This is a genomic window from Mycobacteroides sp. CBMA 271 (genome assembly GCF_009729205.1).
GTDB lineage: Bacteria > Actinomycetota > Actinomycetes > Mycobacteriales > Mycobacteriaceae > Mycobacterium.
In genome coordinates this window covers 620,358-635,698 of sequence record NZ_VTHB01000002.1, presented here as the reverse complement: position 1 = coordinate 635,698, position 15,341 = coordinate 620,358, and the positions used below count along the sequence as shown (strand labels likewise).

The window sequence follows — 15,341 nt, the reverse complement described above, 5'->3', positions numbered from 1 at the left end:
ATGTCCACTCCGTGGGAGGCGGCCGTTTGGGCCCCACAGGGAATAGTTAGCTTAGGTATGTAGTTTTTCCCTTTGGACACCGTCGCCCTCACCCACCATCTATATGTATCCCGAGGTACTAGGCATGACACAGACACTTTCCACCCCCGCTGCAACAACACCTGATGTCGTGGTGCTCGCTGAACAAGAACAAAAGGCGCTCGAACGGCGCATCGCGCAGGTCGTGGCCAACGACCCGCAGCTGCAGGCGCTGTTCCCTGACGCGGCCGTCACCGAAGCCATCAACCAGCCCGGCCTGCCGCTCGTTGAGGTGGTCCGCGGGCTCCTGGAGGGTTATGGGGACCGCGCGGCACTCGGTCAGCGCGTCACCGAGTTGGTGACCGACGACAACGGCGCGACCGCCCTTGCGTTGAAGCCTGAGTACTCGACCGTCTCCTATCGTGAGCTATGGGATCGAGCAGCGGCCATCGCGGCCGCCTGGCACGAGCAGGGGATCCGTGACGGCGACTTCGTCGCCCAGCTCGGCTTCACCAGCACCGACTTCGCGGCGCTCGATGTCGCCGGCATTCGCCTCGGGACGGTGTCGGTGCCGCTGCAGACCGGCGCCTCGGTTCCCCAGCGCAACGCCATTCTGGAGGAGACGCAGCCGGCGGTCTTCGCGGCCAGCGTCGAGTACCTCGATGCCGCGCTGGAGTCCATCCTGGCGTCGCCGTCTATCCGGCTGCTGTCGGTCTTCGACTACCACCCGGAGGTGGACAGCCACCGCGAGGCGTTGCGCGCTGCCCGCACCCGACTCGAGGAGGCCGGCCGAACGATAGTGGTCGATCCACTCGGCGAGGCCATCGCGCGGGGCCGCGGGCTTGCGCCCGCTCCGCTGCCCAGCTCCGATCCCGACGCGCTGCGTCTGCTCATCTACACCTCGGGCAGCACCGGCACCCCCAAGGGGGCGATGTACCCGCAGTGGCTGCTGGCCAACCTGTGGCAGAAGAAGTGGCTGACCGAAGAGGTGATTCCGTCCGTCGGCCTCAACTTCATGCCGATGAGTCACCTGGCGGGCCGGCTCACCCTGATGGGCACGCTGTCCGGTGGCGGTACGGCGTTCTACATCGCCTCTAGTGACCTGTCGACGTTCTTCGAGGACATCGCACTCATCCGTCCCTCCGAGGTGCTGTTCGTGCCACGCATCGTGGAGATGGTCTTCCAGCGCTACCAGGCCGAGTTGGATCGCTCACTTGCCCCCGGAGAGAGCGATCCGGAGCTGGCGGAGCGGATCAAGGTACGGATCCGTGAGGAGGACTTCGGCGGACGTGTGCTCAGCGCCGGATCCGGTTCGGCGCCGCTGTCTCCCGAGATGAACCAGTTCATGGAGTCGCTCATGCTGGTTCCGCTGCACGACGGCTATGGCTCTACTGAGGCTGGCGGGGTGTGGCGCGACGGCGTCCTGCAACGCCCGCCCGTCACGGACTACAAGTTGGTCGACGTTCCCGAACTCGGTTACTTCACCACGGATTCCCCGCATCCTCGGGGTGAGCTGCGGCTGAAGTCAGAAACCATGTTCCCGGGCTACTACAAGCGCGCGGAAACCACCGCCGAGGTCTTCGACGAGGACGGCTACTACAAGACCGGCGACGTGGTGGCCGAGCTGGGACCGGATCACCTCAAGTACCTGGACCGCGTGAAGAACGTGCTCAAGCTGGCGCAGGGTGAGTTCGTTGCGGTGTCCAAGCTGGAGGCCGCCTACACGGGCAGCCCGCTGGTGCGGCAGATCTTCGTATACGGCAACAGCGAGCGTTCGTTCCTGCTGGCGGTCGTCGTGCCCACTCCGGAAGCCCTTGAGCGCTACACGGATTCGCCGGATGCGCTCAAGCCGCTGATTCATGACTCCCTGCAGCAGGTCGCCAAGGACGCCGAGCTGCAGTCCTACGAGATCCCCCGGGATTTCATCGTCGAAACAGAGGTGTTTACGGTCGAGTCCGGCCTGCTGTCTGACGCGCGCAAGCTGCTGCGTCCCAAGCTGAAGGAACACTACGGCGAACGGCTGGAGGCGCTGTATGCCGAACTGGCGGAAGGCCAGAACCAGCGGTTGCGCCAGCTGGCTCGCGATGCGGCCGATCGTCCCGTCCTGGACACGGTGACCGACGCTGCGGCGGCCCTGTTGGGCGCGTCGATCTCGGACATTGCACCGGATGTGCGGTTCATTGACCTGGGTGGCGACTCGCTATCGGCGCTGTCGTACTCCGAACTGCTGCACGACATCTTCGACGTCGAGGTCCCGGTCGGCGTCATCAACAGCGTCGCCAACGATCTCGCGGCGATTGCCCGGCATATCGAGGCACAGCAAGCCGGTGACGCCATGCAGCCGACGTTCACTTCGGTGCACGGCAAGGATGCCACCGTCATCAACGCGGCGGAGCTGACGCTGGACAAGTTCCTCGATGAGTCGTTGTTGAAGGCGGCCAAGGACATTGCGCCACCGGCTAGCGACGTCAAGACCGTGCTGGTAACCGGTGGCAACGGCTGGCTCGGGCGCTGGCTGGTGCTCGACTGGCTTGAGCGGCTGGCACCCACGGGCGGCAAGGTGTACGCGCTCATCCGGGGCACTGACGTGCAGGCCGCGCGTGCCCGGTTGGACGCGGTGTACGAATCGGGTGACCCCGAGCTGTTGGCGCACTACCGCGGGCTGGCAGATAAGGGCCTCGAGGTGATCGCCGGCGACTTCGGTGACGCAGATCTTGGTCTGACGCAGGATGTTTGGCGCAAGCTCGCCACAGACGTGGATCTGATCGTGCACTCCGGTGCGTTGGTCAACCACGTGCTGCCCTACAGCCAGCTGTTCGGGCCGAACGTGGCAGGCACCGCCGAGATCATCAAGCTGGCGCTCTCCGAGCGGCTCAAGCCGGTCACCTACCTGTCGACTGTCGGCATCGCCGACCAGATTCCGGTGACGCAGTTCGAGGAGGACTCCGATGTCCGCGTGATGTCGGCGGTACGCGAGATCAACGATGGCTACGCCAATGGATACGGCAACTCCAAGTGGGCGGGCGAGGTGCTGCTGCGCGAGGCCCATGACCTGGCCGGGCTGCCGGTGCGGGTGTTCCGCTCGGACATGATCTTGGCGCACAGCCGGTATCACGGTCAGCTCAACGTCACCGATGTGTTCACCCGGACCATCCAGAGCCTGTTGCTCACCGGCGTCGCACCCAAGAGCTTCTACGAACTGGACGCCGATGGAAACCGCCAGCGGGCCCACTATGACGGTGTGCCAGGCGATTTCACAGCTGCGTCCATCACCGCAATCGGTGGGGTGGGGGTGGTGGATGGCTACCGCAGCTTCGATGTGTTCAATCCGCATCACGACGGTGTCTCCCTGGACACCTTCGTGGACTGGTTGATCGAGGCCGGGTACAAGATCGTGCGGATCGATGACTACGCGCAGTGGCTATCCCGGTTCGAGACGGCGCTCAAGAGCCTGCCCGAGCAGCAGCGCCAGCAGTCCGTGCTGCCGCTGCTGAAGATGTACGAGAAGCCGCAGCTGGCCATCGACGGATCGGCGTTGCCGACCGCCGAGTTCAGCGGAGCGGTGCGAGAAGCGGAGGTCGGCGGCGGGGGCGAAATCCCACACGTCGCCAAGGAGCTGATCCTCAAATACGCGGCCGACATCAGCCTGCTGGGCCTGATCTAGCCGATTCGTGCACAGATCGAATGCGGGCCTGGCGCGGAAATTCGACCCGAAATCCGCGCCAGGCTAGCAGCCGACACCCTGCCGGAACACGCGGCGTGATCGAGACATTCCTACTACATCTGTTGTGGGAGTGCATGGTCTACGCTGTGCGGGACTCAGGAGGTGTCGTATGGCAACGAAGCCATACTCCGCTATAGGCGGAGCCGCTTTGGCTGGCGTGGGCACTGCGATCGCAGGGATCGCCGGCTCGGCGGTGAGCTTGCGCAGCTCGGCAGTGGTACGCAGGCTAAACAGTTGGGCAGCAAGCAGACTGACCGACGCGCAGCGCGCCGATCGGCATGCCGCAATTCTTCCGACACCCATCCCAGGGCCGGGCTTCTACTCCGATCCGGGCGATCTCACCGACTATGGCAACGGCGAGATCGTTCGGAAACAGTTTGTGCAGCCGCGCATTCCGATTCCTGGGGTGACGATACAGCGGTTGATGGTGCGCTCCACCGATACCGCAGGAAATGCCGTTCCCGTCACGGCGTCGCTGCTTGTTCCCCGCGGTGCCTGGAAGGGCAGCGGTCCTCGCCCAGTTGTAGTGCGCAATCAGCCGATTAACTCGCTGGGTCTCAAGTCGGCGCCGTCATACCGGATCGGACGGGGCGTGTTCATCGACGTGCCGCCCTTCCTGCCCCTGCTGCTGGCACGGAATTACGCGGTGCTCCTTCCCGACCACGAGGGCCCCCGGATGTCGTACTCGGCGGGTGTCATGGCTGCGCATGCGGTACTGGACTCGGTACGCGGAATGCGCGAGATCCGTCCGGACCTCGCCGAATCTCCCATGGTCATGGATGGATACAGCGGCGGAGCCATAGCGACGGCGTGGGCCGCCCAGGAGCAGCCCACCTATGCTCCCGAGTTGCGATTCAAGGGCGCAGCGGCCGGTGGGACGCCCACGGACTATGCACTGCTGTACCGGAACATGAACGGAGCCTTTGGTTCTGGACTTTTTGCCGCCGCCACCGTCGGGCAGGCACGGGAGTACCCGGAGATGGTGGAAATCTTCGGGGACTTCGCGTTCTATGTCACGACGCTCGCGAAGGATCTGCCCCAGCCGCCCCTCGCGGCCGCCGGGCTGGCTCGGATTGATCTCGATGTGTTGGCTTCCATTTCAGAGCCTTTCGAATCCGAGATCGCCCAGAATGTGATTGCCGCGAACAAGCCGGGCGATGTTGCACCCGCCATGCCTATCTTGCTGTACCACGGCGCCAAGGACCGATTCCTCGGTGACCAGTTCATTCCCGAGGAGGGCGTTCTTGAGCTTGCCGAGAACTGGCGCGCCAAAGGGGCAGCGGTGGAATACCTGCCGGTGCCGGGTGAGCATCTGATAGCGGGCGGGTGGGCGATGCCGAGTGTCCTGCGTTGGATGCGAAGTGCCCTAGGGGATTAGCGGTCCACGAATCTGGAGGCGAGTCAGGGTTTTCCCCGATGCGCGGGTGACCATCCCATCGCTAGGCTCGCCTTCATGACCATCGCTGCTTCCGAGATGTCCCGCACGGTCGAAGACGATGGAGCCGACACCCCGGTGCAGTGGACTCCGTGGCAGAAGCTCGGCTTCCGTCTGCTCTTCACCATCGGCGGCGGCATCCTGGTGCTCTCGGTCTACGACAACGTGCTGTTGTTCAACCTGCTTGAGCCCGTGCTGTGGCTGACGGCCCAGATCGGTAGCTTCCTCCTCTACGGGCGTGGCATCGATATCACCTTCTCGGCGGGCGGTGACCTGTTGTGGATGTGGTGCTATCACCTGGGATGGATTGTGGTGGCGCTGGTGATCACCGCGATATGGACGGCATGGGACCGCCACCGCCCGAACTACCGCGGCCTGGCGTCCTCGCTCTGGATCTTCGCCCGGTTCGGCCTGGCGATCTCCATGATCATGTACGGAATAGCGAAGGCGATCCCTACGCAGATGGGATTCATGGCGCTACCCGACCGGCAACTGCAATTGGTCGGTGACACAAGCTTGTTCAATACGTTGTGGGGCTTTATGGGGGCCTCGGATCCGTATTCGACGGCCACGGGACTCGTGGAACTGATCTCCGGGTTGCTCCTGCTCTGGAACCGCACCTGGGTGTTGGGGGCCCTGGGATCTGTGTTCGCGATGGCGCAGGTGTTTCTGCTGAACATGACCTACGACGTGCCGGTCAAGCAGTTGTCCGGAGAGCTGTTCTTGATTGCGGTCGCGGTGACCGCGCCGCTGTGGCCAAACCTCGTGCGGGTGGCCTTCAATCGCAGCGCCACCGAGCCGGTGCGGCTGTGGCCCGCACTCGGTACGAACAGGCGCTGGCTGCGAAGGACGGGCATTGTCCTGAAATTCGGTCTGGCATCGGTCATGACGGCGCTCATCGCGCTTCAGAGTGCATCTGTCTACGCGACCTATAGGACCCCCACGTCGAATCTCGACGGTGTGTGGCATGCAACGTCATTCACCATCGACGGGCTAGCGGTAAACCTGAACCAGACGGCTCCCGCGCCATGGCCCAATGTGGCCATTGCCCACCGCGACAAGGTAGCCGAGTTCAAAGTGGTGAACTTTGTGTCCCAGACTCCCGATGGTCGCACCTCGGCATGGATGCTCAAGGTCGACGGCGACCGGCTGGAGTTACGCAAGCGTGAATCCGATCCGCCGCAACTGGTGCTTAGTGCACGCCAGCCCACCCCGGACCAGTTGATCCTTACCGGTGAGGTGGACGGCAAGAGGATCGAGGGCACTTACGAGCGCCGGTTCATGGAGCGCAGCAAGTCCGGATTCCGATGGGTTCAGCCGGAAACGGATCCGAAGTCCGTGGACGGCCGCGCCTAGTAGGATTTAGTAATTCGGAGAACTGCCGTCTCCAACGAATCAGCCTGACATCGCGGAGAATTCGCGAATCGGGCACCGCGCTGACACCGAATGGGGTTTGGCCGTAACCAGATACAGCATGTCCACAGCGCGAGGCGCATATTTCTAGACGAGCATTCCGTTACCAAATTCGGACCGTCGCGAGACTAATTATCAAGGGATCAAGGCCTTTCCGGCGAAGATCTCGGATTGTGCCGTCCATGGCGCACCGACATGATTTACTTCTCGCAATCGGGTCGCGCGCAATGAGGCGTGCCGCACGCTAGCGGTGCTCCGCACATGACCGAGCTTGGAATGCAGTCGCATTCGAGGCTCGGTCATCTGTCTGTTCGCGTCCGATCTGGAGACGCATGTTAGTGCAACTGACATGCGTGCCTGGCACGGAGACGGTCGGAGGGACTCGCAATTTTCAAGATCTTGAAGCGGTTATGGATACCGCTGGTGCTCGTCGTGGTGGCGGTTGCGGGCGGATTTACCGTGTCGCGCTTGCACGGCATCTTCGGCAACGACCGGCGTCCCGCGTACGCGAGCGCCGAACGCGAGGAGAAACGTCCGCACGATCCCAAGTACATGGTCTACGAGGTGTTCGGACCTCCGGGCACTGTGGCGACCATCAGCTATTTCGATGCCGACGCTGACCCGCAGCTGGTCAAGGATGCGCCGTTGCCATGGTCGGTGGAGTTCCCGATCAGCGAGGCAACCGCGATGGGAAACATCACCGCGCAAGGCGACGCCGACAGCATCGGATGTCGCATCATCGTCGGAGACAAAGTTAAGGACGAGAAGGTCCGCTACGGCGTAAGCGCTTTGACCTTTTGCATCTTGAAGGCCGCATGAGCATGTCGAGTGAGCCCCCCACGGAGCCATTGCCGGTGTCCGGCCGTCGGCCACTCTTGCCGCGGATGATCCGCCTGCTGGCGGTGCCGATCATCCTCGGTTGGTTGGCGATCGCCGTCGTCCTGAGTATCAGCGTTCCGTCGCTCGAGCAGGTCGAGAAAGAGCATGCGGTCGCGATGAATCCCGATGCGGCTCCGTCATTTCAGGCGATGCAGCGCATGGGTGAGTTGATGGGCGAAACCAATTCCAGCATTGTGGCGATGATCGTTCTCGAGGGGCAACAACCCCTCGGTGACGACACCCATGGGTATTACGACGAGCTGGTTCGCCAATTGAAGGCCGACACGGCCCACGTACAGCACGTTCAGGACTTCTGGGGCGATCCGATCACCCAGGCGGCAGCGCAAAGCAGCGATGGCAAGGCCACCTATGTACAAGTGGCCCTTACTGATCCCCGGGAGGGGGCTTCGGCGAACCAATCCGTGGAGGCCGTTCGGGGAATCGTGGCGCGAACACCGGCGCCGCCGGGGGTCACGGCGTACGTCACCGGCCCGGCGGCCTTCGCCGCAGACTTGGGCCCGGCCGGCAACAGGACAGTCCTGCTGGTCACGGGGCTGAGCCTCGCGGTCATCTTCACCATGCTGCTCTTGGTCTACCGATCAATTGTTTCCGTCATTCTCATGCTGGTGGTCGTCGGGATAGAGCTGACGGTGGCCCGAGGGTTTGTTGCGTTACTCGGTGACCTCGGGCTTATCGGTATCACGACCTTCGTCGTCAATCTGCTGGTGGCGCTCGCCATCGCGGCAGGAACGGACTATGGCATATTCTTCACCGGGCGATATCAGGAAGCGCGTCAGGCGGGTGAAGACCGAGAAACGGCCTTTTACACCACCTTTCGCAGCGTTGCCAAGGTGGTTCTGGGTTCCGGCTTGACGATTGCGGGTGCGGTTCTCTGTCTGCATTTCACCCGGCTCCCCGTCTATCAAACTCTGGGCGTCGCCACGGCGGTGGGCATGGTCGTTGCGGTCGCAGTGGCCATCACACTCGTTCCGGCCGTCATTGCCGTCGGCAGCCGATTCGGGTTGTTTGAGCCCAAGCGGAAGGTCATGGTCCGTAGATGGCGACAGATCGGGACGGCGATCGTTCGGTGGCCCGCCCCGATTCTTGCCGCGACGTGTGCCGTGGCCCTTATCGGGTTGTTGACGTTGCCCGTGTATCAACCGAGCTATAACGACGCGAAGTACATTCCGCAAGACATTCCCGCCAATGTGGGCTACGCGGCCGCGTCACGACATTTTCCGCAGTCGTTGATGATGGCGCCGGACATTTTGTTGGTCGAGGCCGATCACGATATGCGTAATCCGGTGGATTTCCTGGTGTTGAACAAGCTGGCCAAGGGCGTCCAGGCGGTGCCGGGCGTATCCCGGGTTCAGGCGGTGACGCGTCCCGGAGGAGAACCCCTCAAGCACACGACCATTCCGTTCATGCTCAGCATGAGCAGTGCGAGTCAATCGCATTTGATGCCGTTTCAGAAGAATCGAATGGACGATCTGCTGGTCCAAGCCGATGACATGCTGAAGACGATCGGGACCATGAAGCGCATGCAGGCGTTGACCGAGCAGATGGTCAGCACCACCCATGACATGGTCGGCACGACGCATGAGCTCGAAGAAACCATGAACGAGCTGCGAAATCACGTGTCGGACTTCGACGATTTCATTCGGCCGATCCGGAACTATCTGTACTGGGACAAGCACTGTTACGACATACCGATGTGTCAGGCATTTCGATCGGTCTTCGACACGCTCGACGGCATCGACGAGGTCTCGGACAGGATGTCAGATCTCGTAGCCAACCTCGATCGGCTGGATGAACTTCTGCCACAGATGGCCGAGCAGTTTCCAGTGATGATCGAGACCATGGAGTCCACCCGGAAAATGATGCTGTCCATGCACAGCACCATGTCCGGGATCTTCGACCAGATGGAACAGTCGACGAAAAACTCCACGGCCATGGGCAAGGCCTTCGATGCCGCTCAGAACGACGACTCGTTCTACCTTCCCCCAGAGGTTTTCGAAAACGAGGACTTCAAACGGGTCATGGACATCTTCCTGTCGAAGGACGGGAAGGCGGCGCGGATGCTCATCTCTCAACGGGGTGACCCCGCGACGACGGAGGGTATGTCACTGGTCGAGCCCATTGAAACCGCCGCCGCCGAGGCGCTCAAGGGCACCCCGCTGCGCAACGCGAAGATCTATATGACCGGCACCGCGGCTTCGGTGAAAGACATCGTGGACGGCTCCAAGTACGACCTGCTGATCGCGGCCACCGCGGCGTTGTGTCTGATTTTCGGCATCATGCTGGTGATGACGCGAAGCTTCATCGCGGCGCTGGTGATCGTTGGGACAGTGGCACTTTCGCTGGGCGCAGCTTTTGGGATCTCGGTTCTCATCTGGCAGAGCATTCTCGGTATCCCGTTGAACTGGGTGGTGCTCGCGATGTCGGTGATCATCCTGTTGGCGGTTGGTTCGGACTACAACCTGCTGTTGGTGTCGCGGATGAAGGAAGAGATCGGCGCGGGAATCAATACGGGCATCATTCGCGCGATGGGCGGGACAGGCAAGGTGGTGACGTCCGCGGGTCTGGTGTTCGCCTTCACCATGATGTCGATGGTGGTGAGCGATCTCATCACCATCGGTCAGCTCGGTTCCACCATCGGCATCGGTCTGCTGTTCGATACGTTGGTGGTGCGCGCGTTCATGACACCTTCGATCGCGGCCCTGCTGGGTCGATGGTTCTGGTGGCCCCAACGAGTGCGGCAGCGCCCCGTCAGTTCATTGGGTGGCTCGGCCGGTACGCGCCCATTGGTGAGGTTCCTTCTGCAGCGGGAAGAGCGCTAATCGCAATGAGTGCGTTCATCTTCGGCACGGTGATGGTCGCGTGAGCACCCACCGGATCGCCGACCGGCCGCCGTTCATCGCTGGGCTGATCCGCCGACTCTCGGTGCCAATCATCGTGGGGTGGTTGGCGATCATCGCCGTCGTGACCTTCGCTGTCCCATCGCTGGAACAAGTGGGGCGAGAGAGCTCGGTTCCCCTCGTTCCCCAGAAGGCACCGTCGTTCCTGGCGATGCAGCGTATGGGCGAGGTGTTCGAGGAATCCAACTCCAACAGCGTCGCGATGATCGTGCTGGAAGGCCAGCAACCCCTCAGCGACAACGCGCACCTCTACTACGACGATCTGATTCGTCAGTTGAGGGCAGATACCGCGCATGTGCAGCACGTTCAAGACTATTGGAGTGACCCGCTCACTGCGTCAGGTGTGCAGAGCGCTGACGACAAGAGCGTCTACTTCCAAGTGAATCTCGCGGGTGACCAAGGCCAGGCGCTGGCAAATAAGTCCGTGGAGGCCGTCCGGGCCATTGTCGATCGGACAACTGCGCCGCCAGGGATCAAGGCCTATGTCACCGGTCCCGCACCGTTGGTGACGGATATGAACCATGCCGGCGACACGTCTCTCATCAAGATCACCCTGGTGACGGCCGTGGTGATCTTCACGATGCTGCTCTTTGTGTATCGCTCGATCATCACTGTCGTACTTCTGCTGGTGATGGTGGGAGTGCAGGTGCAGGCGGCCCGGGGCGTCGTCGCACTGTTGGGAGACCATGGAATCATTGGACTTTCGACCTTCGCGGTGAATCTGTTGATATCGCTCGGCATCGCGGTGGGGACGGATTACGGCATATTCTTCATCGGCCGATACCACGAGGCGAGGCAGGCGGGCGCGGATCGAGAAACGGCCTTTTACACCACCTACAGCAGCGTCGCCAAGGTGGTCGTGGCTTCCGGGTTGACGATCGCGGGAGCAATCTTCTGTCTGAGCTTCACCCGGCTGCCCTACTTCCAGACCATGGGCATCCCCGCCGCGGTGGGTATGGTCGTCGCGGTTGCCGTGGCGGTCACGCTGGTTCCGGCAGTCATCTCCGTAGGCAGCAGGTTCGGGCTTTTCGAAGCCAAGCGGAAGATCATGGTCAGGCGATGGAGGTGGGTCGGCACCGCGATCGTCCGGTGGCCCGGGCCGATCCTCGCCGGAGCGTGCGCCGTGGTGCTTGTCGGGCTGCTGGCGCTCCCCGGATACAAGACCAGCTATGACGACCGGCTCTATGTGCCCCAAGGCATCCCCGCCAATGTGGGATACGCGGCCGCTGAGCGACACTTTCCCGAGTCGCGAATGACGCCCGACGTCCTGATGCTCGAGGCAGACCACGATATGCGTAATCCGGCGGATTTCGTGGTCCTGCACAAACTAGCCAAGAGCCTCTACGCGGTGCCGGGTATCTCCATGGTGCAGAGCATCACTCGGCCCGAGGGCAGCCCGATCGAACGTACGTCGATACCGTTCCAGATCAGCCTGCAGAGCGCAGGCATGGTGCAGATCCTGCCGTTTGGGAAAGACCGCATGGACGACATGCTGAAGCAGGCCGACGGCATGACGAAGATGATCAACCAGATGCAGCGCACCTATGAGCTGATGCGCGGCATCTCCGACATCACCAACGAGACGGTCCTCATGAACCGGGAGCTGACGGCGACGGTCGATCGATTGCGGGACTACATCGCCAATTTCGATGACTTCTTCAAGCCCCTCCGCAATTACCTGTATTGGGAGAAGCACTGCGAGACCATCCCGGTGTGTTTCGCGATCAGATCCGTATTTCAGGCACTTGACGGCACCGACCAAATGAGCGCTCGGACGCACCAGATCCTCGAACGCGTGGAGCAGATGAACATGCTCCAGCGGGATTTGATTGCCCTGTTCCCGCCGATGATCGCGACCATGAAATCAATGCGCGCCATGATGCTGACCATGCACAGCACCATGTCGGGGATGTTCGCCCTTATCGACGAAACGGCCGCTAACGCGTCCGCGATGGGAAAGATCTACGACGGCGCAGAAAACGACGACTCGTTCTATCTGCCGCCGGAGGTTTTCGAAAACGAGGAATTCAAACGCGCTATGGCGCTGTTCTTTTCACCGGACGGGAAGGCGGTGCGCCTGATCCTGACGTATCGGGGCGATCCCGGTACGCCTGAGGGGCTTTCACGAGTGGATGCCGTGCGCTCGGCGGCCGAAGAGGCGCTCAAGGTGACGCCGCTGGAGAACGCCACGATCTACCTCGCCGGGACCGCAGCGACGTTCAAGGACCTGCGCGACGGGTCGACCTTCGATCTCCTGATTGCCGGTGTTGCGGCGCTGTGTCTGATTTTCGGCATCATGCTGGTGATGACGCGAAGCCTCATTGCGGCACTGGTGATCGTTGGGACAGTGGCACTTTCGCTGGGCGCGGCGTTCGGGCTTTCGGTTCTCATCTGGCAGAACATTCTCGGTATAGAACTGCATTGGCTCGTGCTCGCGATGTCGGTGATCATTCTGTTGGCGGTTGGTTCGGACTACAACCTGCTGCTGGTGTCGCGGATGAAGGAAGAGATCGGCGCGGGAATCAATACGGGCATCATTCGCGCGATGGGCGGGACAGGCAAGGTGGTGACGTCCGCTGGTCTGGTGTTCGCCTTCACCATGATGTCGATGGTGGTGAGCGACCTGCGCGTCATCGGGCAGGTGGGTTCCACCATCGGTATTGGTCTGTTGTTCGACACGTTGGTGGTGCGCGCGTTCATGACACCCGCGATCGCGGCACTGCTGGGTCGGTGGTTCTGGTGGCCCCAACGGGTACGTCAGCGCCCGGCCGGTACGTTTCTAGACCCGGTGTCTGGTCACGCATGATTCCCAAATCTGTTGGGACGGTTGATCTATAGCGGGTTGGGTAAAGCGCGGGTGTGATCGGAGTTGTCCGGTTAGGGTCGGGTGCGTCGAGGAGTTAGTAGGAAGGATCTGTGCATATGTTTCGTCTGTCGGTGACCAAACTCGCTGTAGGAGTTGGGGGACTTGTGGTTTCGCTGACCGCTGGCGCGGGGATCGCGTCCGCGGATCCCGACCTGGAAGCGGCCATCAATACAACCTGTAGTTATCAGCAGGTAGTGGCGGCGCTCAACGCGCAAGACCCGCAGTTTGAAGCTGCATTCTCGCAATCGCCGATACTGCAGCGTGGCCTACGTGAATTTCTTGCCGCGGGGCCGGAGAAGCGGCGAAAGACTGCCCAAGATGTGGCGAATGCTCCGGCCTTCGAGCCCTATCTTGGCGCCATGGAACAGGCTTACAAGACTTGTCATAACTTCTGACGTGGATCCGACGACGCCACTGTGGCGTCGATTCGTCAGTGGATCTCCCCGGTCAGGCTGAAATCTGTCAGCGTCTGCACGGCCAGTGCATTCAAGGCTTCCTTCGTGTTTGTTGCGCCCGGTTGGTAGGCGCCGACGCTGATGAAGATCTTGCCGTTGAGGCGCGCGGACAGAATGAACATTCGGCCGCCGGTGCGGTCAAGCAGCTGTCGGCTTTCGCGTTGCCCGGTTGCGCGCGCGTTCTGGAAGTCAGCGATGGTGCCGGCGGGGTAGCCGATGAGCGAATGCAGGTCTCCGAGGTAGGAACAAAACACCGACTGATCGGGGTCGGCGGGTATCCGGGCGACCATCCGTTTCAGGGTCCGCTTCGGCGCGAATGACGGCAGCCATAGGAGCTGCTTCGACTCGTCTGATGCGGCCTTCAGCGCCGTCAGCGTCTCTTTGATGGCTGCCCGGACGCCGCGCAGATCCGTTGTGAGCGAGGTCGGATCGATGCTGACCCGCGCGTACGACAGCGCCATCGCCCGTGTGTCGTCCTCTGTGCGGTCGCTGATGGGGATTTGCAGGGTGACGGCCCCGTCACTGGGGCGTCGCCGCCCGACGTTCTCCCCGAACTTCGCGGCGAAGGCCGCAGCCAGCGTATGGCTCGCTCCGCCAAGCGCTTCCGCACGAGCATCCCACTCATCCAGTTCGACATAGATCGTGATGGCGGGTACGAGCACAGTATCGTCGGTGTCGTCGGCACCAGTTACATTGACCGCGGCCAGCACGGGTGCCGGGAGACGGTCATTCTCGCTCTTGGTGCGGGCCTGCTCCCGGGCCAGTCTCGCTGCCACCACAAGCGCCCGCGCGGCCTTGGGTACGTCTCGCGCAGTTTGTCGGGCGTCCTGACCGAATGCGCGCAATCGATTGCGCGACAACGGTGGTGGGTAGCCAAGATCGCGGGTCTTGCCCACGACCGCTTCGACTATCACGAGGGCAAGCCCGAGGCCATCGATCAGGTTGTGTGACAGCACCAAGCTGATTGCGGTCGTACCGTTGTCAAGAGGAAGGACGCCGAGGTGCCAGCCGGGCCCCGATTCGGGGTCGATGCGCAGCTGCGAGCGTTCGTCGACCCAATCGCTGAACGCGGCACGTGGACGGGACCGCTCAGCGATGTCGATGTGGGACTGACCCGGATCCGCGACCCACCGATGCCGGGCGATCGGCAGCGCCGGACGCTCGATACGCCGGCCCAACAAGCCCTGGCCGAGATGGTGATGGAAACGTCGCAGTGCGTCGATGTCAATGGCGTCCGGGTACAGCCAGGTCACCTGAATAACCACGTTCATATCGGCGGCGTGATGCTCGGCGAGCAATGCCTCGTCGGCCAACGCGAGCCTATTATCGGGCCGCGCAGCACCTTTGGATGCCCTGCGACCGCCCATGGAATCGCGGATCCGACGTATCTGTCCAGGCACCAGTCAAACTCCTTCAGTCTCAGCCGGTTTCTCAGCAGCCAGGGCCAAACTCGGAGGATGCAGGCTATTCGCGTACGGGTTCTGTCGACCGCTCCGCCGGTCTCAAACCACCCGAACTTGTCGGGAGCCTAGCCGCTCCACGGATCGTGTGGTGGCGAAATCTGTGTCATTGCGGGTGCCCGCCGATCTGGTTGACGAGCCGAGCCAGATATTCGCCTTGATTCTTGCATTCG

The 15,341-nt window shown here is 62.1% G+C and carries 8 protein-coding genes; 7 read left to right on the top strand and 1 reads right to left on the bottom strand.

Annotation, left to right across the window (positions count from 1 at the left end; all coding sequences use genetic code 11):
• The first annotated feature begins 124 nt into the window (after positions 1 to 124).
• The 7 genes from car (at position 125) to FZI91_RS08280 (ending at position 13,648) form a co-directional block, all read left to right on the top strand.
• Complete coding sequence (gene car / locus FZI91_RS08310) at positions 125 to 3,682, top strand: carboxylic acid reductase (protein WP_155938398.1); 3,558 nt, start codon at positions 125 to 127, stop codon at positions 3,680 to 3,682.
• 169 nt (positions 3,683 to 3,851) lie between these two features.
• Complete coding sequence (locus FZI91_RS08305) at positions 3,852 to 5,120, top strand: lipase family protein (RefSeq protein WP_155938396.1); 1,269 nt, start codon at positions 3,852 to 3,854, stop codon at positions 5,118 to 5,120.
• A 75-nt stretch (positions 5,121 to 5,195) separates the two neighbouring features.
• On the top strand, positions 5,196 to 6,533 hold the full coding sequence (locus FZI91_RS08300) for a hypothetical protein (protein WP_155938394.1): 1,338 nt from the start codon (positions 5,196 to 5,198) through the stop codon (positions 6,531 to 6,533).
• Positions 6,534 to 6,989: 456 nt separating this feature from the next.
• Complete coding sequence (locus FZI91_RS08295) at positions 6,990 to 7,409, top strand: MmpS family transport accessory protein (protein ID WP_155938392.1); 420 nt, start codon at positions 6,990 to 6,992, stop codon at positions 7,407 to 7,409.
• The gene (locus tag FZI91_RS08290; RefSeq protein ID WP_155938390.1) at positions 7,406 to 10,309 is read left to right on the top strand and encodes an RND family transporter; all 2,904 of its coding nucleotides are present in this window, start codon (positions 7,406 to 7,408) and stop codon (positions 10,307 to 10,309) included. The genes FZI91_RS08295 and FZI91_RS08290 overlap by 4 nt, the downstream gene beginning before the upstream one ends.
• A gap of 40 nt (positions 10,310 to 10,349) precedes the next feature.
• Positions 10,350 to 13,193 carry an RND family transporter gene (locus FZI91_RS08285; RefSeq protein WP_162526531.1) on the top strand — a complete coding sequence of 948 codons (2,844 nt, stop codon included), beginning with the start codon at positions 10,350 to 10,352 and terminating at the stop codon, positions 13,191 to 13,193.
• A gap of 116 nt (positions 13,194 to 13,309) precedes the next feature.
• The gene (locus tag FZI91_RS08280) at positions 13,310 to 13,648 is read left to right on the top strand and encodes a hemophore-related protein (protein ID WP_155938388.1); all 339 of its coding nucleotides are present in this window, start codon (positions 13,310 to 13,312) and stop codon (positions 13,646 to 13,648) included.
• Between the two features lie 35 nt (positions 13,649 to 13,683).
• Here the strand turns inward: FZI91_RS08280 and FZI91_RS08275 are convergent, their stop codons facing one another.
• Positions 13,684 to 15,108, bottom strand: a complete 1,425-nt coding sequence (locus tag FZI91_RS08275; protein WP_162526530.1) for a hypothetical protein — start codon at positions 15,106 to 15,108, stop codon at positions 13,684 to 13,686.
• Positions 15,109 to 15,341: the final 233 nt, after the last annotated feature.